This is a genomic window from Bacillus sp. GbtcB14, assembly GCF_019091205.1.
GTDB lineage: Bacteria > Bacillota > Bacilli > Bacillales > Bacillaceae_G > Bacillus_A > Bacillus_A cereus_AG.
The window spans coordinates 125,293-147,458 of record NZ_JAGXJT010000005.1 but is presented as its reverse complement, the minus strand read 5'-3'; the positions used below and the strand labels follow the sequence as shown (position 1 = coordinate 147,458).

Sequence of the window (22,166 nt, the reverse complement as noted above, 5' to 3'; positions counted from 1 at the left end):
CTATATGAGAAATCGGACTTTTTACTATCTTTATTTACTGGAAATCTCTTGATCATTTTGAACATCTAACGGAGGTCGTTTTCCTATTCCGAAAGCATAGAAGCTAATTGTTACGATAGCTAAGAAAATAATACCTACAACTAGTGAAATACGCGTGTCATCGTTAAACCACATTCCGATTAATACCATAATTAAAAAGGCAATTGTTAAATAGTTTGTAACAGGAGCAAATGGCATTTTGAACGGATGATCTTTCATCTCTGCCCCTTTTTCTTTTCTAAAATTAATTTGACTAATTAAAATGACGAACCATGGTACCATACCAGGAAGTACACTCGCGCTATATACATATACGAATAAGTTTTTCGGTGCGATATAACTTAAAACAACACCGACCGCTAAACCGATAATTACACCAACTGTACCGAATAAAGGTACACCATTTCCAGAAAGTTTCGTGAAATACTTCGGTGCTTGTCCATTTACACCTAACGTATAAAGCATACGACCCGCACTATAAATACCACTATTACAACCCGACATTGCTGCTGTAATAACAACGAAGTTAATAAGTCCCGCAGCTGCCGTAATACCAACCTTCGCAAAAGTCGCTACGAACGGGCTACCAATTGTACTTAATTGATCCCACGGATACACAGTTACAATAACGAAAATAGCACCAATATAGAATATTAAAATACGCCAAATTGTACTTTGAATCGCTCTTGTAAGTGTCTTCTTCGGATCCTTCGCTTCACCAGCAGTAATCCCGATTAATTCTACCCCCTGGTATGCACCAACTACAAGTGATAATGCAAAGAAGAATCCTGAAAAACCACCTGTAAAGAAACCACCATTTGACCAAAGATTAGATATGCCAATCGCTTCTCCGCCGTTACCAATTCCAAAGAAAATAAGTCCAAATCCCGCAATAATCATTAATAGAATCGTAACGATTTTAATCATCGCAAACCAAAATTCAAATTCACCAAATGACTTAACAGAAATTAAGTTAGCTGCGCCAAGAATAACCATTGCGATTACGCCTGGTATCCAAGCTGGTAATTCCGGGAACCAATATTTCATATATGCTCCAACCGCAATAATTTCTGACATCCCAACGATAACCCACTGGAACCAGTTACTCCACGCTGTCATATAACCAGCTAGCGGATGAATATACTTATGACCGAACGTCGCAAATGAACCTGTACTCGGCTCCATATACAACATTTCACCCATCGCACGCATAATGAAGAAGATAAAAACACCTGCAATTGCATAAGCAAGCATTACTGACGGACCTGTCCATTTAATCGTGCTGGCCGACCCCATAAACAAACCAACACCAATCGTTCCGCCTAAAGCAATCATTTGAATATGACGTGCTTCTAAGCCTCTTTTCAATTCTTTGTTTGCCACTTCATTTCCCCCTCTTAGATGATTCATAGCCGCATTTTAAAACAAGATGCTTTCCCCTAATTCCTTTCGGCCTGAAAATGATGAAGCAAACGTCATTTTAGACTAACTTTAAAGCTATCCTAAAATCGTTTTTTCACCTCTTACAAAATTCTCAAAACCTTTCATCTTCCAATATTCTATAAATCTTAAAATTACTTACCTTATATTAATTCATTTATCTGAAAAGTTCAATTATTTTTTCGATAGATTATTATACATGAGTCTGATTAATTTTTAACTAAATTAACAATAAAATACATCTATTCAATATGATTCCGGCATGAATATTATTACAATATAAATAACCGAGGGGAGTATTCCGTCCTCGGTTTCAGACCGCATATACTTCACTAATTATAGTTTGTACTATAATTGCTTACACATACAATTAACACATCACGTATAAATTTAATATATTAGTAAACTACAAAGTCACTAACTTCTGTATCTCCATCCCCTACTTTAAGAAAAATATAATTACACTTAAATCTATCAACAATACCTTTAATTTTTGTTCGTATATCCACTAATCATTTTCATAAAATATAAAAGAGTCTCATTAAAAAATGAGACTCTTTTACCATTTCATATTTAAATCATTTTTGAAGTTTGTTTACCTAAAATAAACACTTTAGTAAACACCATCATGATAACTACTATAGCTAGAAAATAAAGTGGCATCACGAGTAACGATCCCGTATGAAGCTGGCTCATTCCCCAAATTGTCATCGTTACAATTACATAGTAGCCTAAGCTAAACAATGCTCCGGCTGTACCAATAACATCTTGAAAATCTACTAATGCTAAACTTAAACAGTTAGGTAACGCCACCCCAATTCCTAATAGCAATATAAACATCGCTATTAAAAATCCAATCATATATATTACGTTTGGATTTGATCCAACAAACGTAATAACAGATAAAAGGATAGCTCCCCCTGTCATTACAAGACAACCAATATATATAATTTTCTCTGGTTTATACGTGGCAAGCAATCGTTTTGAAACTTTCGCTCCAATAATAGAAGCAGAAGCAACAACAATCCCTAAAAATCCATACATACTAGGTGATAACCGAAAGTATTCAATAAAGATAAACGGTGCTTCTGCATAATAGCTAAATAAAACACCATTCGCTCCTCCAATTAATAACCCATATGTTACTACTTTCGGATTTGTAATTAACCTCTTCAAAACTGAAAAGACATTTATTTTATTCGTTACTGAGTCCGTCTTTGTTTCCGGAAGAGAAACAAACGTATACAGAAAAATCCCGATACTCATAACTACTAAACTTAAAAATACGATTTCAAATCCAAACATTTGATCAAGAAAGCCACCAATTAACGGTCCTATCGCTGGTGTAAAAGCAATGACTGCCGAAATTTGAGCAAACATAACATGGCGTTTATGCCCTTCTACACTTTCACGAAGAATCGTTTGTGTCACAACAGAGCCAGCACTTGCTCCAAACGCTTGAATAAAACGACTTAACAATAAAACTTCAATGGAATTTGCAATAAAGCATAAGAAACTCCCAACACCATATACGACAATTCCAAATAACATTGCCGGGCGACGACCAACTATATCTGATAACCATCCAATAAAAAATACACCTAAAGCAAATCCAGCGAAATACACACTAAGAGTTAACTGTACCTCATTATTACTTACATGTAGCGCCTGTGAAATGTCAGGTAAAGACGGTGTGTAAATCGTTTCACTAATTTGCGGAAATGCCACAAGAATAATCATTAACAAAAGTGATGGTACTGAGACTTTTTTCATTTTTCATACCCTCCTATAACTTTGAAAATCTCAGAAATAAAAAGACTTTCCTAAGCTACGGAACAGGAGGGGCCATTATAGAAATTCGATCATAAAACAACAAAGAAAACACCTCAATTACGTATGTTAATACTTATAGGAGGGTAATATTAACATTGATTTTTTAAATATACTTTTTCAATTATATTACATATTGCGTTTCTTTTTCTAGTGCTAGGCCTTAGAGTATTTGTTAAAAAGATAACTTGATGCTACCACCTTTTTATGGAATAATTAGGAATAGTTTGAATTGATAGTTCTAATTATTAAACGATAGACTAGCATATTTCTAATTTCACAAAGCTTACAAACAGGAGGCCTTTCGTAATGATTGAAATTTTAAAGACAGTACTAAATTTCCTGATTGCGCTATTCTCAGGAGAATTACCAATTGTATATTATGTGTGGATTATTACCCTATTCCTAATTCAAATAAGCCAATCTACTCTGAATTATAAACTCTTTAACAAGAAAGATAATTTCAGCACTTATACATCGGAAGGATTACTTGCTTTTATTATTTTATTATTTGGAGGTATGTTAGTATCTAAGTTACTTGCTTACATAATAGACGATCCTACTATTAGTATGACAAATGTAACACATTATTTTATTTCTCTTATTATATTAACTATATTTGTCGTCATAAGCTGTCTTAAAGATTTTATAGAAACATCTATCAAAAATAAAAATGTGTCTCTTTTTAGCTTTTTAGTAGTTTCCTTAATAACTAGTATACTTTCATTCAAGTTTTTATCACCTTTAATCGAAGGTTCTTTTTCTCTTTCTAAATCTTTTATAACCACTTTAATCATTCTTGTAACTATATCAATTCCTCTATTAATTGCCTTAGAGGAAAAGTATGCAGATGAAAAAGAAACGGAAAATTTATAGCTTCTCATTTACATAAAAGAAAGGGGGAGCTCCCCTCTTTCTTTTATATCGCCCTGTTTCACAAGATTAAATCATCCCTTTTAATATCAACCCTAAAACTGACATTACTATCGCACTAATAATAATTCGTAAAATCCAAGTTGTGTTTGTACTTATTTTTTCTAATTGCTTATTAATTGTTGCTATGTCTTTCTCATTAATAGTGGTACGCGTTTCTAAATTACGAATATCTCTCATAATTTCTTTTTGCTCCGCTTTGAGACTGTCAATTTTAGCGTAAACATCTTCCATATATTCACACCCTTTGTTCATCTTAATAGAAAAATCTATATATATTATGAGACAACCCTCTTACCTGTGAATACATTCCGTATATCCGAACACCAAGTTATTTGTACAATCTAATTGAATTACTTACACGTCTCCATTCTCATATATATAAACCATCGTTTAGATAATATATGGTATGAAAGAAAATCTCATTATTTCACTTTAAAAATGTATTCTGAGTACTCTTTATATGCCGTTTCAAAAAGACCTGACCTGTAGCATATGTAAAGGCTTTTTTATTTTTTAATAACAAACAAGGCGCAATCCAACATGTGGTAGCACCTACGATAATTACTATTATTTAAATCACAATTCTCATATTTACATCTCAAAATAGTCAGTATTCTCTTCTTATAAATCAGCTTTTTTAGCTATTTAACGTATACTAATATTAATATGAAATAGCTGTATTGATAAACTCTCTAGCACAAGAAATATACTAGCTGAAGCAGATCTATATCCGATATTTTTTCCATTAACATTAATGCTAATTTCCACTAAATGTGTTTGAATGGCATTGTTTTCAATAATTTCATCCTCAACTTTTACAATATCAGCTTTACTATCCACTTCTTTAAAGGTTTTCAATAATTTTGTTTCTAATAGACTAAAATCAAAATTTTCATCTTTTATTACAGAAAATTTAATCTTCATATCGATTTCCCCATTTTTAACAAACTAAAATCATTAAATTAATATAAATATATATCATTGTATTAAATAATTCAAAATATACGCTTCTCATTCACTATTACTAAATATCAGTTCTAAAAGGATTAAGTGTAAAAAGAAAGAAAGTAAGTAAATAAAGAAAAAATTAGTACTCTCACAATTAAGTAAACGCTATTTTTTTCTTCTATCTACTTATCATTTAAGGTTAATAGTGGCATAACCAGCTCAAAAAATTCGAATTAAATTCATTAATGAATGGAGAGGTTTATATGAAATTAAAAGACAAAGTAGCAATCATAACTGGTGGTGCAAGCGGGATTGGCGAATCCACCGTTCGTCTTTTTATTGAAGAAGGTGCAAAAGTGGTTATCGCTGACTTTTCTGAACGTGGGAAAGACCTATCAGATGAATTGAACGCAAATGGATATGATACATTATTTATTAAAACTGATGTAACAGTAGAGGCAGATATTAAACAGCTAATCCATGAGACAGTAAGTAAATACGGTAAATTAGATATTATGTATGCAAATGCTGGCGTTGCTGATGATGCACCGGCAAACGAATTGTCCTATGAAAAATGGAAGAAAACCATTGATATTAACTTGTCTGGGGTATTCCTTTCTGATAAATATTCGATTGAACAATTTCTTAAACAAGGTACAGGCGGTGTCATCGTTAATGCTGGTTCGATTCATAGTTTTGTTTCATTACCTACCCCAACAGCATACTCCTCTGCAAAAGGTGGTGTGAAACTATTAACTCAAAATTTATGTACTGCCTACGCTAAATATGGAATACGTATTAATGCGGTGTGCCCTGGGTATATTGATACCCCGTTGCTTAGTAGTGTTAATCCTCAACAGAAAGAATATTTAGCTTCCCTTCATCCACAAGGCCGACTTGGAACACCAGAAGAAGTAGCTAAAGCTGTCTTATTTTTAGCAAGTGATGATGCTAGTTTTGTTAATGGTACAACACTTCTTGTTGACGGAGGCTATACTGCACGTTAATGAAAAAATTTCAAAGCACATCTCTAAGGAATATATAGTCTTCAACAAGAAAAAGCACCGTCACAAATGACGGTGCTTTTTTCTATGTAAGAGCTACTAGAAGGTTCCCTTCTAGCCTACTCCCATTTATAAGTCCAAAATTGTTCAAGTTGCAGCCATTTTAATGTTGCTGCATCTTTGTTTTTGATTTTTGCATGCGTGTCTTCAAGCATTGCTTCTGTTTGTGAACGGTGCGCACCTAGTGCAGTTAATTTATGATCAAATACTTCACTAATATTATTTACAACATCCGGTTCTCCTAATATTGCCTCACGATTTTTCGTAATCGCAACAGCATGAATAACTGGGCGCTCTTCTTTTGGCATACGTGATACAGCGCGAACGACAGCGCGGCCAAATGCATCATGATCTGGATGTACGCCGTGTTCTGGGTAAAATGTAATAATTCGAGATGGATTTACTTCTTGAATGATTGCTTCAATTTTGTCAGCAACGAAATCAACATCTTCAAACTCTAACGTTTTATCATGGAAGCCAAGCATTCTTAAATCTTGAATTCCCATCGCTTCACAAGCATCTTTCAATTCTTTCTCGCGGATATTTGGAATCGTTTCACGGTTAGCGAATACGTTCTTACCCATGTTACGTCCCATTTGTCCTAAAGTACCACATGCATATGTTACAGGTACTCCTTGATCTGTTAATAAGCGAATTGTTCCTCCCGCAGCATATGCTTCATCATCTGGATGCGGAAATACAACAAGTACATGTCTCTCCATAAGTTTCCCTCCTTCTTACTTAAATGGTGTTAAGCTTAATTCAAGTGCAACTGCTAGGCGACCTAAATTATCATGTCCAGCTAGTAATAAACGCTCTTGATCGTCTACCTCCCAGTGCGTAATACCTTCTGCATATACCCAGCCATGATCCATTTTTAAACCAACTCGGTATGGATTTGTTCCAGTTATCTTCCCGCGTTCAAAACGGATAATTGCATTTCGAATGAAAGCACCAACTGTCATCATCTTTTCATTTATGTGGGATGCATACGCTCCGTTCGTTGTTTCTAAATGAATATATACATCTTTATTTACAAAACGTTCAATTTCATTTTGAATAAGAGAACTATCTTTTACTATTTCCATCGGAATTCACCTCTTTAAACCATTTTACGCAAAAATAATGTAAATTGCTATCTCTATATTAGAGGACAACGCCCACTTTTCCTAATAATTTGCACTGTGTTTCTTTATTTTTTTATATGATATGTAAAAATCATATTTTTTCCTTCACTTTGTTAAATAGTTTTCTTTCTTTTTTGAATTTGCTACAATATATTTTATCCCGTATTTATGCAGCGAGATACATTTCGACAATTGAATACATACTTTAAAGAAGGTGACATGATTGGAACAATCAGCACATGAAGTAGCAAATTGGCAATATTATTTTGCAATTGCCGTATTTTTAATCACTTACGGATTTATTATTTCTGAGAAATTGAATCGTGCTGTAATTGCACTATTCGGCGCTGCTATTATGATTATTTTTGGAGTTGTAGATTTACATACCGCTTTCACATCACATATTCAATGGGAAACAATCACCCTTTTAATTGGGATGATGATTCTCGTACATATTACGAGTCAATCCGGCGTATTTGAATTTGTGGCCATTAAAGCGGCAAAAGCAGCTGGCGGAAAACCAATCCGCATTTTATTATTACTATCCCTATTAACCGCTGTCGGTTCTGCCTTTTTGGACAACGTAACAACCGTTTTACTAATCGTTCCTGTTACACTGTCCATTACACGTATTTTAAAAGTAAACCCTGTTCCTTATTTGATTTCAGAAGTGCTATTTTCAAATATAGGCGGAACAGCAACATTAATTGGTGACCCACCGAACATTATGATTGGATCAGCAAATAAGCATTTAGATTTTAATGCCTTTTTACTGAACTTAGCTCCAATCGTAATTATTATTTCTATCGTTACACTTGGCATTATTTACTTTATGTATCGCAATAAACTAAAAACAACACCTGAGCAAATCGAAAAACTTATGGTATTAAACGAAAAAGATTATATTAAAGATCAAAGCCTCCTTTTAAAATCGATCACGATTTTGGGACTAACTATTTTAGGCTTTATCCTTCATTCGGTTATTCATGTAGACGCTGCCGTTGTCGCGATGACAGGCGCTACACTTCTTATGCTAATTGGAGTAAAGGAACATGATATTGAAGATGTATTTGCCCACGTTGAATGGGTAACCATTTTCTTCTTCGCCGGACTATTCGTTCTCGTTGGCGGGTTAATTGATATCGGACTTATTTCTTCACTCGCAAAAGAAGTACTCGACGTAACAAATGGCGATATCGGTTTCGCTGCGATACTTATCTTGTGGGTATCAGGCATCGCATCTGCGACAATTGACAATATCCCCTTTGTCGCAACGATGATCCCGCTTATTCAAGATTTAGCTACAGGACTCGGATTATCTGTCGATTCTCCGCAAATCGAAGTACTATGGTGGGCGTTATCACTTGGAGCTTGCTTAGGAGGAAACGGAACATTAATCGGAGCATCCGCAAATGTAGTCGTTGCTGGTATTGCAAAACGTGAAGGACATGCTTTCTCCTATATGGACTTCTTAAAAATTGGTTTACCGTTAACAATCATTGCATTACTATTATCACACGCTTATATTTATCTACGTTATTTAATGTAAAAGTTGAAGTGCGTGAAATTATATCGACGATTCGACAGAGAATATCGACTTACCGATAAATAACGACAAAGAAAAAGGTATGCAGCTCTAAATTGCATACCTTTTGTCATCACCAAAATATACCGATAATTGCTAATCCACCTAAAATCATACCACCAATTTGTCCAACGATTGTTGGCGATAGTTGAACACCTTTCCTTACTTCTACAACTGGTCTTTCATGCCTTAGTTGCTGTACTTCACTTTGCAGTTGATGTACACTTCCGTGCAATTCTTTAATTAGTTCCTTTAATTCAGCGACTTCTTCATTTACTGGTTTTGCTTTTTCTAAATTCATTTTGCATAACTCCTTTTTCTCTAATCAACACATTGTAAAAATTCTCCAACAAGTGCTCTTTTTCCTTTCTTCACAGTCTCATTTCTAATTTATTCATATAATAGATTTCAGAATGAGATTTAGAAAAAGCTTAAATTTATATCTATACCTCTTTATAAATCTGAATTTTCAGTTATAATTAATTGCATAATTACATTTTATACCAATTTATTAAAAAGGAGGAATTCTAGTTGACTATTCTATCTATCAATAATTTATCAAAAAGTTACAAACATAAAAAAATATTAGATGGCATTAACCTCACCATCAACTCCCCAGGAATTTGGGCTTTAGTAGGTCCTAACGGTGTTGGTAAAACTACTTTTTTAAATGTAGTTACCAACCTTTTGCCAGCTACATCTGGAAATATTGAATTGATGGGGAAATCTAACAAAGATGTTTCTGTGTTTACAGACGTTTCTTTTTTACAGGACAATTCTGTACTATATGACTATTTAAATGGCTACGACCATCTTACATTCATTTGTGATGTGCAAAAACTTTTAAAAGAACGCATGAATGAAGTTGTAAAATATGTAGGAATGGAAAGTTATGCGAAGAGGAAAGTCAAAGATTACTCCTTAGGTATGAAACAACACCTTCTCTTAGCGATGGCAATCTTAAATAAACCAAAGCTTATGTTCCTTGATGAACCTCTGAATGGTTTGGATCCAACTAGTGCGATACTGATGAGAAACATTTTATTACGCTTAGTAGAAGAAGGTACAACAATCATTCTTTCTTCTCATAATTTGTCAGAAATTGACCGTGTTACAAAGAAGATTCTTTTTTTAAAAGACGGCAAATTAATAGAAGAGGATATGACAAAGTACGAAAAAATTCATTATCACTTCTTATTTTCAAATTTAAAACATGCACAACACGTTTTATTACAAGAAAACGTACAAGCAGTGTTAACTAAGAAAAGCCTTCGAATCCAATTAGAACACCACACCATCCAAGACCTTATTAATCTATTTTATTCTCATAACATTAATATTATTGATATCCAAAAAGAAGTTATCGGTTCTGAAAAAAGATATGAAGAACTATTTAATGTATGTGGTGATACGACATGAAAATATTTCTATTCGAACTAAAAAAATGCTCTACTCTAACATTCTCTTTACTTTAATCACTGCTACTATGCTAATCATCTGCGGATTATTTCTTCATAATGCACTAAAACAAGACATAGTCCAAATGAAAAAAATTGAATTATTTTCTAAATATGAAACAGAAGTTTCTAATCAAGTTACAGGAGATCAAGATACATTAAAAAAAGGACCTAACGCAAAAATCGAATCTCGATTAGAAATTGGACTTCCGCTATTAAAAAATTTGAATCAACTTATTCAAGAAGTAAAAGATAACAAGTGGAAAAATGAATTACAGACTGAAATGAAAGTTTATGACTTAGCTATGCGCTATCAACAAGTAGAAGGAAGTTTCTCCGCTAGCGAAAAAGATATGAAAAAAGCAATTCAACTGAATGAAAACTTATTACAACAAGGTTTACCAAAAGAAGACCTTGACCTTTCCATTCAACCATCTCTATTTATGAAAAAAGTAATTTCACTACTACTCAATGCCCCAGGATTCCTTATTTTACTACTCTTACTAGGTACAGTCATTACGAAAGAATTTGAAGACCATACGATTAAGCTAGCCTATACTTTACCCATTTCTCGTACTCACTATATCTTAATAAAATTTTTCAGTTTACTTATTGTTAGTCTCCTATGGATTTTACTAGTATTTTCACTATCTTATATGCTACCAACAATATTCGGAAAATCTACCGGTAATATTTTTAATTACCCGCTTTTCACAAAAACAGAAACTATTATTAGTACAGGCACATACTTAAAAACAGCTCTCACCTACAGTCTATGTTATTCCACTGTAGCTATTCCCTTATTAGTGCTCATTGGATTTTGGATAAGAAATACTCTTGTTACATATTTAATTCTCTCTATTATTTTGAGCAGTGGTTTCATTTTATCAAAAATCAGCTTTAATCCGTTTCTATCACCCCTTTCCTATCAACAAATAGATCGCATCATTTTAGATAATAATAAATATTACCCATTAGGTGCAGTGGTGTTAATTGGAAGTACACTTTTGCTCTTACTATGTGCCATATGCATGAATCGAAAGCGGGGTGTGTAATATGAAACAATTCTTCCAATTTGAATTCAAAAAATATTTCAAGAAAAAAACAACCTGGATTGCAGTATTAACTTCTATTCTTTTCGTTAGTAGTTTATATTTCTTAAATTATTCTGTCGCGAAAGATATCCAGCGTGGAAATTTATCATTTGCACAATATAGCGTTAACATTTCACAACAGGCTTTAAAAGAACTAGAACTACAAAAGATTGAAGCTGAACAGAATGGCGATGTTGAAAAAATCACAGAAAGTAAATTAGCTATTCAAGAATATCAGCAATCTCTTTCCAAGAAGAACAAATGGATCGCGAACTATTCTCAAGGTAATTGGCAAGCAATATACGAAGAAAATATAAATGAATTACAATTTATGTTTAAGAGCTCAAAAGGCTCTAACTCTTTCCCTCACGCAATTGAGAAACAATATATTTCCTTATTTACAGCACGGGCAACGTTGGAAGAATTAGTATTACTGAAAAAAAATAAAGCTGAACCATTCATTCAAAACACCATTTATACCCCCTATCTATTTACAGGTAGTGCCTTAGAAGATTGGAAAAAGAGCACGATGCGTTATGGCACAACTGGCTCTTTATTTTTATATCAAATAATCCAGTACTACTATATACCAGTACTCATTTTATTGGGATGCTTTATTTTTGGAAACAATATCTCTTCTGAAATGAATAATAAGAAGCGTGGTTTGCACTTTTACTATACTTTGCCTATTAAACGAAAATCATTATTTATAATAAAGTATTTTAGTGGCTTTCTTTCTACACTTGTTTTCGTTTTACTAATGCTACTCATTCCTTTGTTATGTAGCTATTTCACGAAAGGAATAGGAAATTTTGATTATCCAGTCCTTGTATACGAAGGATCAGAACCTAATCCATTTGGCAGTGAGTATAATAGTTTAAATCCCATTAAAGATCAATTTCACTTTATCACTTTGAAAAATTACTTTGGACAAGTATTATTACTAACTGTTGTACTCACATTTTTTCTATATTCTTTTTACTACATTTCATCACTTTTACTCAAAAGCCTAAGTATTACAACGTCTCTTGTAGGTATTATAACTTTTATCGGAATGAAGAGTTTCTCTTCTCCTTACAACCCATTTACTTACGTGAATATTCACAGTGTTCTAACTGGCGAAACAGCGACTTTAGTTTTTAATCCTTCTATTAATCTTTCAAATGGGATTATGTTAACATTTGTCTTAGGCTGTACTCTTTTATTCGCAGGATACAAACTATTTAGAAGAACATATAACTAGTACTAAAAATAAAAAAGGAAAACTAGCACCTACCTAGTTTTCCTTTTTAGTCCATTATTCATATCATCACTTTTATTTTTGCAGCTCCATCCATTCCCCCCACAATATCCCCATAATGATACGATCAAAACAATTCCCATCTCTTTGCACTGCTTCTCTCATACAGCCTTCTATCTGAAAACCCATTTTTTTATACAACTCAATAGCAGCTTTATTATAGGAAATAACATCCAGACCGACGCGGTGTAAATTCAATTCATAGAAAGCATACTTTAGAATAAGGTGTATTGTTTCCCTTCCATATCCCTTCCCTCTATCATTTATATCTCCTATTCCTATTGCTAATAAACCCGCTCTGTTATTCCACTCTATGCCATGAATTGCAACAAAACCAATTAAGCGATCATCCTGAACTGTCCTTAACATGAAAGAAACACTATTTGATCTCCGTCCTTTTAATAGCCCATCACTTGCTATTTCTTGTATCGATTGCGGGAATGCTACATCTGTATCTACATTTCTTACATACTCACTATCTTCTTGCCACATAGCCATTACTTCAGCATCTACTTCTCTAATAGCTGATAATTTAATCGTTTTATTTTGAAAAAGATTCATTGTCATTTCAAACTCCCCCTTATTAAATAGCAGGGACAATTATTCTAGCCTATTTATCCCCTTATTCTATAAACTGCTTTATACACGGGATACTTACAATAAGCGCTGACATTGGCACATCTCCTCTACATTAAATTACATTTATTGTATATTTTTTCATTTATTCTATCAATAAAAAAGACCCTCAAAATTTAGAGGATCTTCCTAACTACGAATCGATATTATTTCGTAAACATTTTCTCTGCTTCATCCATTGCCATTTTGTTACCTAAAGCAGAATAGTCAAGCCATGGTTGGTCATTAATAATGTATACGTGCTTACCTTTAACTGCTTTTAAGTCTTTCCAAATTGGTGTTTCTTGAAGTTGTTTAAATGCAGCTTTTGCCTTATCATCTCTGTTTACAACAACGAAAATAGCATCTGCATCAAAGTCAGGTAATACTTCTTGTGAAATGACTTCGAAAGGACGGTTTCCATCAATTTTCTCTACACCGTTTGCAGGTTGTAATCCTAAGTCTTGGAATAAAATTGGTCCCATCGGTCTTTTCGTACTAAATACACGTAATTCTTTTGCAGTAACACGAATTGCCATTACTTTTTCGTTATTACCTAATTCTTTATCTATTAAACTTCTTACTCGTTTTGATTGCTCTTCGTAATCTTGAATATATGTATCCGCTTCTTTCTCACGGTTTACAAGTTTACCAACTTGTTTTAACTGATCTCTCCACGTACCTTCATCTAAATTGAAAGAATGTGTTTTTGCAATTTTTTCGTATTTCGCTAAATCTTTGCCCGCGTATTTTTCATCCACATAAATGTCAGTTGGCTTCAATTGAAGTAATGCTTCCATATTCGGATCCGTTACAACACCAAGTTTCTTCGTATCTTTCAACTGCTCTTTTGCATGCGGTAAGAAATCTTTTAAATCTCCACCAATAACAGAGCCTACAGGTGTAATTCCTAATGCCAATAAATTATTCGTTAAGTGAATGGACATAGAAGCGATTTTCGGATCATTACTTTTTTCAGTTTTTTTCGTTGCCTCTTCAGTAGATTTCGTTTGGCCACATGCTGCTAATACTAAAATACACATGATGCTAAATAAAATAGTAAGTTTCTTTTTCATATGTTCTCCTCTTTGAAGTATTTATTTTGTTTTTGTAAGTAAATAAAGAAAATACGGTGCTCCTAAAGCTGCCACTACTACACCAGCTGGAATAGAATTTGGCTCGAATATAGAACGACCTATCGTATCTGCTAGCACTAAAATAATCATTCCGATAATGCCAGCTAGTGGAAGGAAATGTTGATAGGTAGTACCTACTAACTTTCTTGCAATATGCGGAGCAACTAAACCGATAAACCCAATCCCCCCTGCCATCGATACACTTGCGCAAGATAATCCAACCGCTGTAGCTAAAAGAAGTAACCGTTCTTTTTGAACAGAAACACCAAGTCCTGCTGCCACACTATCACCTAGTGACAATGCATTTAACGTTTTAGATTTTAGCCATGCATACGGGGTTAGTATGAAAATCCAAGGTAATAATGCTAGGACATGAATCCAATCCCTTCCCCACACGTTACCAACTAACCATCTAGAAGCGAATGTATATGTCTCATCATTTAACTTGAGGGAGAAAAATAACGAAATCGCACTAAAGCCAGCTGAAACAGCAATACCAACGAGAATGAGTCTAATAGGAAGTAAGCCTTTTGATCGATCACTCGCAAGCATAATAATTAAAAACGCAGCTAGTACTCCCCCACCAAATGTAAATAACGGTATTAAAATCGATGCATTCTCATTAATAGAATGAAAGAAAGTAACGAATATAATTAACCCAAAAGATGCACCTGCATGTAATCCTAAAATACCAGGGTCTGCAAGTGCATTACGTGATAACCCTTGCAAAATCGCACCGGAAATACCAAGGCCAATACCAGCTAACATCGTGATTATAATTCTTGGCATACGATAATCGTATAGCACGGTCTCGCTTTCAAAATCACCATAACCGAAAAGCGTTTGAATTACTTTGAACGGTGCAATGCTTAGTGTCCCTGTATTTAAACTAATTAAAATGACAGCGATACTCATACAACCAAAAATTGTAGTTACAGTAATGGCTCTCTTTTTATCTGTGTTCAAAAGATCCTTCACTTATAGCTCCCTCCCAACTTTACGTGCTATATAGAGGAAGAATGGAACTCCAACGAGAGCTACCATAATTCCTATTGCAAGTTCTTTAGGAGGGTTTACTGTTCTTGCCCCTAAGTCAGCTACAACTAATAACATAGCTCCTAAAAATGCTGACATAGGAATAATGAGTCGATAATTCACACCAACTAATTTTCTAGCAATATGCGGGATAACTAGTCCTACAAACCCAATAGAGCCAACAGCTGAAACAGATACACCTGCAAGAATGACTACTATAATCATCCCTAGTATTCTCGTTCGGTTCGTTTTTACTCCTAAATTCGTAGCAACATCATCCCCCATTGATATGAGTGAAATAGACCGCCCTATCACTGTCGCAAAAAGAATGGTTATGAGAATAATAGGAACTAAAAATTCCAAGTGTTCCCACTTAACCCCTGCAACACCACCAGCGTACCAAAACGCTAAATCTTGACTTAAGTCATAATAAATCGCGACACCTGAACTTAACGAGTGCAAAAGTGCGGCCATAACTGCCCCTGCAATCGTTAACCTCATCGGTGTTAATCCGCCTGATGTTGCTGATCCGATAATAAAAATGAGTACTGTACTTAAAACCGCTCCAATAAAGGAAACAATCATTAAATAGGAATATGGCATATGCGGGAAAAAGGCAAAACTAAGTGCAACTACAAACATCGCACCTGCATTTATCCCAAGCACACCTGCATCAGCTAAAGGGTTTCGTGTTACTCCTTGCATAACTGCCCCTGCGACCGCAAAAGCTGCTCCTACCACTGCTGCGCCAATTACCCTAGGAAGCCTTAATTCATAAATAATTTGGTGCTGCGTTACTTTCGGATTATAATCAAAAACCGCTGCCCATACAGTTTGCAAATGGATATCCTTTGCACCGAATGCAATAGCTAAAAATATAGATCCGATTAAACATAAAATTGTTAAGCTCATGAAACATATGAACTTAATATGTATCCAGCGATTATTGCCAGCATGTACAGCAAACTTATGTAACATGTTTCATTTCATCCTTTATATTCAGTTGTTTTTTATAATTATTTTTAATTTATAATCATTACTGATAATAATTATCATTTTCATTTAGATATTATATCTCCACTTTTTTTAAATAGCAAACTATTTTTTTACTTTGCTACAATATTAAAATAATTATTATAATTCTCTTCCAAAAATTACAAATACACGCAAAATAGACTACTAGCTTATTTTTAAAATTGTAGTATACTTAGTCATTATTTTGAGTTTTCAAATAAAAATATTGAAGGTGACACAATGTTCTATATAAAACAACTACTACACTTCACTTACGAGCAAGCATTATCTTGCTTATTCCCAGTTGTTATTTTCTTAACACTAGCCCTATCAAAAATCATTTCTATCCCAGGATTATACCGCTACGATTTCATACTCATCGTATGTCTTCTTATGCAGTGGATTATGTACAAAACTGGACTTGAAACGAAAGACGAATTAAAAGTAATTACCGTCTTCCATTTTGTCGGCCTTCTACTAGAAATATATAAAGTACATTTCGGTTCATGGAGTTATCCAGAAGAAGCTTATTCAAAAGTTTTTGGAGTTCCGCTTTACAGTGGTTTTATGTATGCAAGTGTTGCCAGTTACATATGCCAAGCGTGGAGAAGATTGCATTTACAAATGCACCATTGGCCGAGGGCTATTTTTGCCGTACCGCTAGGCGCAATGATTTACTTTAATTTTTTCACACATCATTTTCTATATGACTTTAGATGGGTATTAACTTTACTATTATTCATCGTTTTCTTTCGGACATTTGTGGAATTTTCATTACGAGGCGTTACATATAAAATGCCACTCGTTCTTTCCTTTTTCCTTATCGGGTTCTTTATTTGGATTGCAGAGAACATCGCAACATTTTTCGGTGCATGGCAATATCCAAATCAACGTGAAGCGTGGAATCTCGTTCACTTAAGCAAAATTAGCTCATGGTTTTTACTCGTTGTTATTAGCATTATGATTGTTACGCAACTCAAACATTTGAAGGCGTCGAAAAGATAATACTGATTATATAAAAATAGTTAGCCCATCACTCATTAGAGATTGATGGGCTTTTTTACCGTCCTTATCAAAGGAGTTATAAATTACAAGAGCATAAGCAGTTGCACATTATGAACTAGTACTAGCTGCAGATGTCGCTGCAGATGAAGCGGCAATCGTTGCCATCATAGCTGCTTGTTGTGCTTGTATAAGGACTTCTATCATAGTTTGTAAACCTGTGTTGGTAGCTTTACTTTCCTCACCTTTCTGACTTACGAACAGCTGAATAGCAATAAGAATATTTGTATCTGTATGCCAACGGAACAATTTCTCTCCCTGCAATTTTTCAATAAATGCTTTAATAGAATGAATCTCTTTTTCTCCATCCTCAAGTAACGCTAGTAGCCCGATAGCTGGATAATGCATCTGTTTCACTTTTACCTTTTCTTGCTTTAACAAATTCCATATATTTGTGCATTTTGCAACTATTAGTTCTTCCCTGACATCCTTTTTTAGTGAGAGAATATGACTTAAAAATTGAAGATCATTCCCTTTACGCAAGCCAGCTGTCGCTAGTTTCTGATACAGACGTTCTACTCGGTCCATAAGTGTTTCTACATGCTCTGATTGTCCTGCTAATAAAACCGCGAGCGGATAATCATTTGTACTTGTAAGAAAGAGGTGATCCTTTTTCATGCGTTTATATACTTGCATCGAACGCTCAATGTGCGCGCCATGCTGTTCATCTTCTTCTGTTAAAAGCACCGCTGCTGCGAGATAAGTAAATATACTCCGGCTAAAGCCACCAGTGACCAATTGTTCATATAAATCTAAAAACTCCCGAAAAGCTTTCTTGTAATCTGTAAAGTGAATATCTAATGTTGCGGCCACTACAAAACGATGATAAGACTTTAAGTATGAAAACATCCCTACCTGATTCTTAATATAACTACTAATTTCTAAAAAACGTCCGAGATCAAACAATTTATCACTACCTGCATACATAGCAGCAATCATCATTCCTGTTCGAGAATCACTCGTTTTCCATTTTAGTTCTCCCTTTAACTGTACATATGTATGTTTATATTGCTCCAACTTTTGTTCTAATGTAATCATAGTATTCACCCCTATTTCTAGTTCTTCTCTATTATTATACGTATATTCCATATTTAGGAATACTATAATTAATAATCACACCATAAAAATTATAAAATTCTCTTATCCTTCTTCATCAGCACCACGATGATAATCCCTAATCCTTCAAGAAGTTATACAAAAAAGGTAGATAATAATTTATCTACCTTTTTTGTATATATTATTTAACATTACAACTGTATTGCTTGTTATATGCAATTAAGACTAAAGAGCTTTAATAATACGTTCCATCGCTTTCATTTGCCCAATATGATCAGCTTCATGATAAAGCATCATACCGTAAAGCTCCCCTACTGTTTCCAATCCTAGGAATGGCTCTGGCAGTTTATTTTCAAATGCTTCTGCTGGAATTTCGTTAATACGTTTTGCTTGTTCTTTTAATTGAGCCGTTAATACTTCTAACGATGGTCCTTCTGTTTTCCATTTAGATGGTCGTGATCCATATCCAAACATACCTGGGTATTCAGTTGGTAATTGTTTAAATTCTTTTCCAAACATGAAAACTTCTGCTGCTGTTAACACGTGACCGATATGCCAACGAATTGTATTGTTAAAACCCTCTGGCTGCGTATCCGCAGTTTTATCATCTAACGTTTCCATAAATTTAAGTAACGCCCCGCGCGTTATTTCAAATTGTTTTAAACCCACTAGTCTATTCATTTTATCGTTCCCCTTCTTGATGTACAATTTATTATGAACTAAGAATGTTCAACTTATTAAAGTTTCACTTTGTTTAATTTATCAGAAACAATGAAGAAATACATCTAATTTGCTTAGTAAAAATAATAAAAAGGTTCACCTCTCGTAAATATAGAATTACTTACTACACAAATAGTTTAGTAAATAAAAGAGGAGTGTTAATTTCATGTTACATGTTTTAAAACAGCAATATAATCTTATTAGCGCTACAAGAGAAACTCTATTTTCGTTTTTGGAAGAAATCCCACTAGAAAAATTACATAGCACTGTTCCTAATTTCGGGAACGGTAGCATTATAAAGACGCATATTCATGTAGCCGATTGCTATCAATACTGGCTTGGATCATTCGCATTCAAGCAAAAACGAGCAGATTTTTCATTCGCTAGTGATTATGAAATTGAGCATGCAGATGTGGCAATAGTCCGTGCTAGATTTAAGTTAGTAGATGAGACTGTACAACGTTTTTTAGATGAATACAATGACCGTTGGCTCGAAAATATAGCCAATGAAGTGAAATGGCAAAAAGAACCTTGGAGTACAACACCGCTATGGCTTTTAACTCATACAGAAACACATGAGTTTCATCATAAAGGACAAATCGTATCCATGGCTCGTCACCTCGGATACACTCCTCCTGATACAGATCTTAGTTAATTCTAACAACTCAACTACTATAACTGTCGTTAGCATTGTTTATATATGAAAAGGCTCTTCATTCTTTTTGATGTTGTTTATAGTTCTGCAATTTTTTTGCGGCACAAACTTGTATGTTATTTTAATTATGTTTGTGTCGTGTTCTTATTTATTAGTTTCATATCCCAAAAAAATATATTAATATGTTTCCTTTTATTATTGCAGTTACCTAATCAATAAGAGGTTCTTTCTTTTTATTACAACTTTGCACAAAATAAATACGAATATTCCGAAAAATAAAGTTGAAAATGCTGGTAAAATTTTATCATTTGGCACGTACACACTCCAAAAAGAATTCAGAAGCGCATGAAAAATTAGACACATAAAAATACTTTTAGTTGCGTTAAAAATTGTAGTTAATAAGAAAGAAACAGCAATTGTCGTAATTATAAAGGCTATAAAATCCCTTTGAGTTTGATTCGTGCCTGGAATAAACCATAACGGCCAGTGCCAAATTGCCCATATAAAGCTTACAATAACCGTACTTAAAAATGCCGAAAATCTTTTCTGAAGGGCAGGTTGTAAGAATCCTCTCCATCCAATTTCTTCAAGACCACCACCAACGATCATTATTGGAAAACTAAGTAACGCCACGTATAATGGTTTTTGCATCGTTGCTCCACCAAATATCGTTGGAAGGTAACAGCTAATAAAAGCTAGAATAGTGATTAGAATATACCATGCAAAGTGATGTTTAGGATTTACAATATTTTTAATGAAACTTCTAAACTCCTCTTTTGATCCATATTTTTTCTTTAGACTAATCGCAATGATTGCCGGCATGATTCCGCCGAAAACAAATAGTATCCTCGCTAGCGGTGTACCAAATGTCGTAATGTTTAATCTTATCAAGCTAATTAATAACCCCCAAAGTGTCCATGTAACTATTAAAGTACATATTACATATCGTTTAATCTCATTCCCCATTTACTTGCCTCCTTTATTTTAATTACAGCATAAATTTGGATAAAATAAAATATTTAATGTTAAATTATCCCAAAAAACATTAAAGGAACATCCATACTAAATCAGGCTTTTATGAGTGAGCCCACTTCCACCCACCTACTTTGCTTCATTCGCAATTCGAATGTGGAGTCTTACTATCCGTTAAGGGGGGATAAATAAACAAAAAAGGCTTGTTTTGAAAAACGATAAAGACACGCGCTTTTAAAGTGACGATAAAATAATTTAATTCTTGTTGAACTACAATGTAGATTATTGGTACATGCTTGTTTTCAGCTTAAAATATCTATAAAAAACTCGTTGATGCATTTTGTTATGTATAAAACTTTTATTATTCGTTTTAGGTATACCATATCATGATAAAATTCATGTAACATCAAAGTAAGACACATACTTTTCAAACAATACACAAAATAAAACTCTTCTTCCATGTAGAGCAAAAATATTTATATACTCTATCACCAAACTTAAGGAGAAATTTATAATGAGATTAGAGAGTGAAAGAATTTATTTAAGGCCCCTTTGTGAACTAGATGCACCCATTATATTAGAAAGTACGATGGATAAAGAAATAAGATATATGACTGGGACCAAGCCTACTTTTTCATTAGAACAAATTAAGAAACATATAGAAAATATAAATAATGATTCAAGTCGCTATGATTTCGCTATTTGCTTGAAAGGCAATGACGAAATGATTGGAGAGTTATCGATTTTAAATATCGATGAGGAGAACCAAAAAGCAGTATTCAGAATATCGATGATTTCTATTCCCTTAACCGGAAAAGGATATGGAACTGAAGCTATTAAAATAGTTTTAAAGTTTGTTTTTGAACAACTCACATTAAATCGTTTACAGTTAGAAGTATTTAGCCATAACTTACGTGGAATTAGAGCTTATGAAAAGGTTGGGTTTATAAAAGAAGGAACTTTACGTCAATCTTTATTTTATAACGATACATACTCGGATGAAATTATTATGGCCATACTTAAAAGTGATTATAAAAATATGCTATAAAGAACCGATACTTGTTTCATCCAAGTATCGGTT

23 protein-coding genes are annotated in these 22,166 nt (G+C 33.8%); 9 read left to right on the top strand and 14 right to left on the bottom strand.

All coding sequences use genetic code 11. The features are described 5' to 3' along the window. Positions 1 to 30 precede the first annotated feature (30 nt). The gene (locus tag KVT31_RS16280) at positions 31 to 1,422 is read right to left on the bottom strand and encodes an amino acid permease (protein ID WP_140392510.1); all 1,392 of its coding nucleotides are present in this window, start codon (positions 1,420 to 1,422) and stop codon (positions 31 to 33) included. Between the two features lie 630 nt (positions 1,423 to 2,052). Continuing rightward, positions 2,053 to 3,252: a multidrug effflux MFS transporter gene (locus KVT31_RS16275; protein WP_088097168.1), complete on the bottom strand. Its 1,200-nt coding sequence runs from the start codon at positions 3,250 to 3,252 to the stop codon at positions 2,053 to 2,055. A 366-nt stretch (positions 3,253 to 3,618) separates the two neighbouring features. On the opposite strand from KVT31_RS16275, the gene KVT31_RS16270 reads away from it, so the two are divergent. After that, complete coding sequence (locus KVT31_RS16270; protein ID WP_088097169.1) at positions 3,619 to 4,185, top strand: DUF5823 family protein; 567 nt, start codon at positions 3,619 to 3,621, stop codon at positions 4,183 to 4,185. A gap of 66 nt (positions 4,186 to 4,251) precedes the next feature. On the opposite strand, the gene KVT31_RS16265 is transcribed toward KVT31_RS16270, so the two are convergent. Both KVT31_RS16265 and KVT31_RS16260 read right to left on the bottom strand, forming a co-directional pair. Further along, positions 4,252 to 4,476 carry a hemolysin XhlA family protein gene (locus KVT31_RS16265; protein WP_000390463.1) on the bottom strand — a complete coding sequence of 75 codons (225 nt, stop codon included), beginning with the start codon at positions 4,474 to 4,476 and terminating at the stop codon, positions 4,252 to 4,254. A gap of 414 nt (positions 4,477 to 4,890) precedes the next feature. Then, positions 4,891 to 5,169 (bottom strand): hypothetical protein, encoded by a 279-nt coding sequence (locus KVT31_RS16260; protein ID WP_088097170.1) that lies wholly within the window; start codon positions 5,167 to 5,169, stop codon positions 4,891 to 4,893. A gap of 287 nt (positions 5,170 to 5,456) precedes the next feature. Here KVT31_RS16260 and KVT31_RS16255 point away from each other — a divergent pair, with 287 nt between their 5' ends. Continuing rightward, positions 5,457 to 6,200 (top strand): SDR family NAD(P)-dependent oxidoreductase, encoded by a 744-nt coding sequence (locus tag KVT31_RS16255; RefSeq protein ID WP_088097171.1) that lies wholly within the window; start codon positions 5,457 to 5,459, stop codon positions 6,198 to 6,200. Between the two features lie 116 nt (positions 6,201 to 6,316). On the opposite strand, the gene bshB2 is transcribed toward KVT31_RS16255, so the two are convergent. Together bshB2 and KVT31_RS16245 are read right to left on the bottom strand one after the other, a co-directional pair. Beyond that, positions 6,317 to 6,979, bottom strand: a complete 663-nt coding sequence (gene bshB2, locus KVT31_RS16250) for a bacillithiol biosynthesis deacetylase BshB2 (protein ID WP_088097172.1) — start codon at positions 6,977 to 6,979, stop codon at positions 6,317 to 6,319. A gap of 15 nt (positions 6,980 to 6,994) precedes the next feature. Further along, positions 6,995 to 7,345, bottom strand: coding sequence for a YojF family protein (locus KVT31_RS16245; RefSeq protein WP_000407045.1), 351 nt, complete (start codon positions 7,343 to 7,345; stop codon positions 6,995 to 6,997). Positions 7,346 to 7,607: 262 nt separating this feature from the next. Here KVT31_RS16245 and KVT31_RS16240 point away from each other — a divergent pair, with 262 nt between their 5' ends. Then, positions 7,608 to 8,933 carry an ArsB/NhaD family transporter gene (locus KVT31_RS16240; protein WP_088029411.1) on the top strand — a complete coding sequence of 442 codons (1,326 nt, stop codon included), beginning with the start codon at positions 7,608 to 7,610 and terminating at the stop codon, positions 8,931 to 8,933. A gap of 109 nt (positions 8,934 to 9,042) precedes the next feature. Here the strand turns inward: KVT31_RS16240 and KVT31_RS16235 are convergent, their stop codons facing one another. Continuing rightward, positions 9,043 to 9,270 (bottom strand): coiled-coil domain-containing protein, encoded by a 228-nt coding sequence (locus KVT31_RS16235; protein ID WP_001047304.1) that lies wholly within the window; start codon positions 9,268 to 9,270, stop codon positions 9,043 to 9,045. A 230-nt stretch (positions 9,271 to 9,500) separates the two neighbouring features. Between KVT31_RS16235 and KVT31_RS16230 the strand changes: the two genes are divergently transcribed. The 3 genes from KVT31_RS16230 to KVT31_RS16220 are packed head-to-tail and all read left to right on the top strand — an operon-like array spanning position 9,501 to position 12,763. Next, positions 9,501 to 10,388: an ABC transporter ATP-binding protein gene (locus tag KVT31_RS16230; protein ID WP_088097173.1), complete on the top strand. Its 888-nt coding sequence runs from the start codon at positions 9,501 to 9,503 to the stop codon at positions 10,386 to 10,388. Further along, positions 10,366 to 11,481, top strand: coding sequence for an ABC transporter permease subunit (locus tag KVT31_RS16225; protein ID WP_308162474.1), 1,116 nt, complete (start codon positions 10,366 to 10,368; stop codon positions 11,479 to 11,481). The genes KVT31_RS16230 and KVT31_RS16225 overlap by 23 nt, the downstream gene beginning before the upstream one ends. Position 11,482: 1 nt before the next feature. Beyond that, positions 11,483 to 12,763 (top strand): ABC transporter permease subunit, encoded by a 1,281-nt coding sequence (locus KVT31_RS16220; RefSeq protein ID WP_170930147.1) that lies wholly within the window; start codon positions 11,483 to 11,485, stop codon positions 12,761 to 12,763. Between the two features lie 72 nt (positions 12,764 to 12,835). Here KVT31_RS16220 and KVT31_RS16215 read toward each other — a convergent pair whose 3' ends face one another. From KVT31_RS16215 to KVT31_RS16200, 4 genes are all read right to left on the bottom strand, one after another. Continuing rightward, on the bottom strand, positions 12,836 to 13,387 hold the full coding sequence (locus tag KVT31_RS16215; protein ID WP_088097174.1) for a GNAT family N-acetyltransferase: 552 nt from the start codon (positions 13,385 to 13,387) through the stop codon (positions 12,836 to 12,838). 215 nt (positions 13,388 to 13,602) lie between these two features. Further along, positions 13,603 to 14,511, bottom strand: a complete 909-nt coding sequence (locus KVT31_RS16210; RefSeq protein WP_088097175.1) for an iron-hydroxamate ABC transporter substrate-binding protein — start codon at positions 14,509 to 14,511, stop codon at positions 13,603 to 13,605. A 21-nt stretch (positions 14,512 to 14,532) separates the two neighbouring features. After that, positions 14,533 to 15,549, bottom strand: coding sequence for a FecCD family ABC transporter permease (locus KVT31_RS16205; RefSeq protein ID WP_088097176.1), 1,017 nt, complete (start codon positions 15,547 to 15,549; stop codon positions 14,533 to 14,535). Next, complete coding sequence (locus tag KVT31_RS16200) at positions 15,550 to 16,584, bottom strand: FecCD family ABC transporter permease (RefSeq protein WP_088097177.1); 1,035 nt, start codon at positions 16,582 to 16,584, stop codon at positions 15,550 to 15,552. It abuts the gene before it with no gap. A gap of 276 nt (positions 16,585 to 16,860) precedes the next feature. On the opposite strand from KVT31_RS16200, the gene KVT31_RS16195 reads away from it, so the two are divergent. Continuing rightward, positions 16,861 to 17,625, top strand: a complete 765-nt coding sequence (locus KVT31_RS16195; RefSeq protein WP_088097178.1) for a DUF817 domain-containing protein — start codon at positions 16,861 to 16,863, stop codon at positions 17,623 to 17,625. 108 nt (positions 17,626 to 17,733) lie between these two features. Here KVT31_RS16195 and KVT31_RS16190 read toward each other — a convergent pair whose 3' ends face one another. After that, the gene (locus tag KVT31_RS16190) at positions 17,734 to 18,771 is read right to left on the bottom strand and encodes a DUF4003 domain-containing protein (protein WP_098343531.1); all 1,038 of its coding nucleotides are present in this window, start codon (positions 18,769 to 18,771) and stop codon (positions 17,734 to 17,736) included. Positions 18,772 to 18,963: 192 nt separating this feature from the next. Continuing rightward, the gene (locus KVT31_RS16185) at positions 18,964 to 19,419 is read right to left on the bottom strand and encodes a DinB family protein (protein ID WP_001081119.1); all 456 of its coding nucleotides are present in this window, start codon (positions 19,417 to 19,419) and stop codon (positions 18,964 to 18,966) included. Positions 19,420 to 19,624: 205 nt separating this feature from the next. Here KVT31_RS16185 and KVT31_RS16180 point away from each other — a divergent pair, with 205 nt between their 5' ends. Then, positions 19,625 to 20,113: a DinB family protein gene (locus KVT31_RS16180; protein ID WP_088097180.1), complete on the top strand. Its 489-nt coding sequence runs from the start codon at positions 19,625 to 19,627 to the stop codon at positions 20,111 to 20,113. A gap of 204 nt (positions 20,114 to 20,317) precedes the next feature. On the opposite strand, the gene KVT31_RS16175 is transcribed toward KVT31_RS16180, so the two are convergent. Next, complete coding sequence (locus KVT31_RS16175) at positions 20,318 to 21,079, bottom strand: CPBP family intramembrane glutamic endopeptidase (protein ID WP_088097181.1); 762 nt, start codon at positions 21,077 to 21,079, stop codon at positions 20,318 to 20,320. 520 nt (positions 21,080 to 21,599) lie between these two features. On the opposite strand from KVT31_RS16175, the gene KVT31_RS16170 reads away from it, so the two are divergent. Continuing rightward, a complete protein-coding gene (locus KVT31_RS16170; RefSeq protein WP_088097182.1) occupies positions 21,600 to 22,133 on the top strand; it encodes a GNAT family N-acetyltransferase in 534 nt (177 codons plus the stop codon). Positions 22,134 to 22,166: the final 33 nt, after the last annotated feature.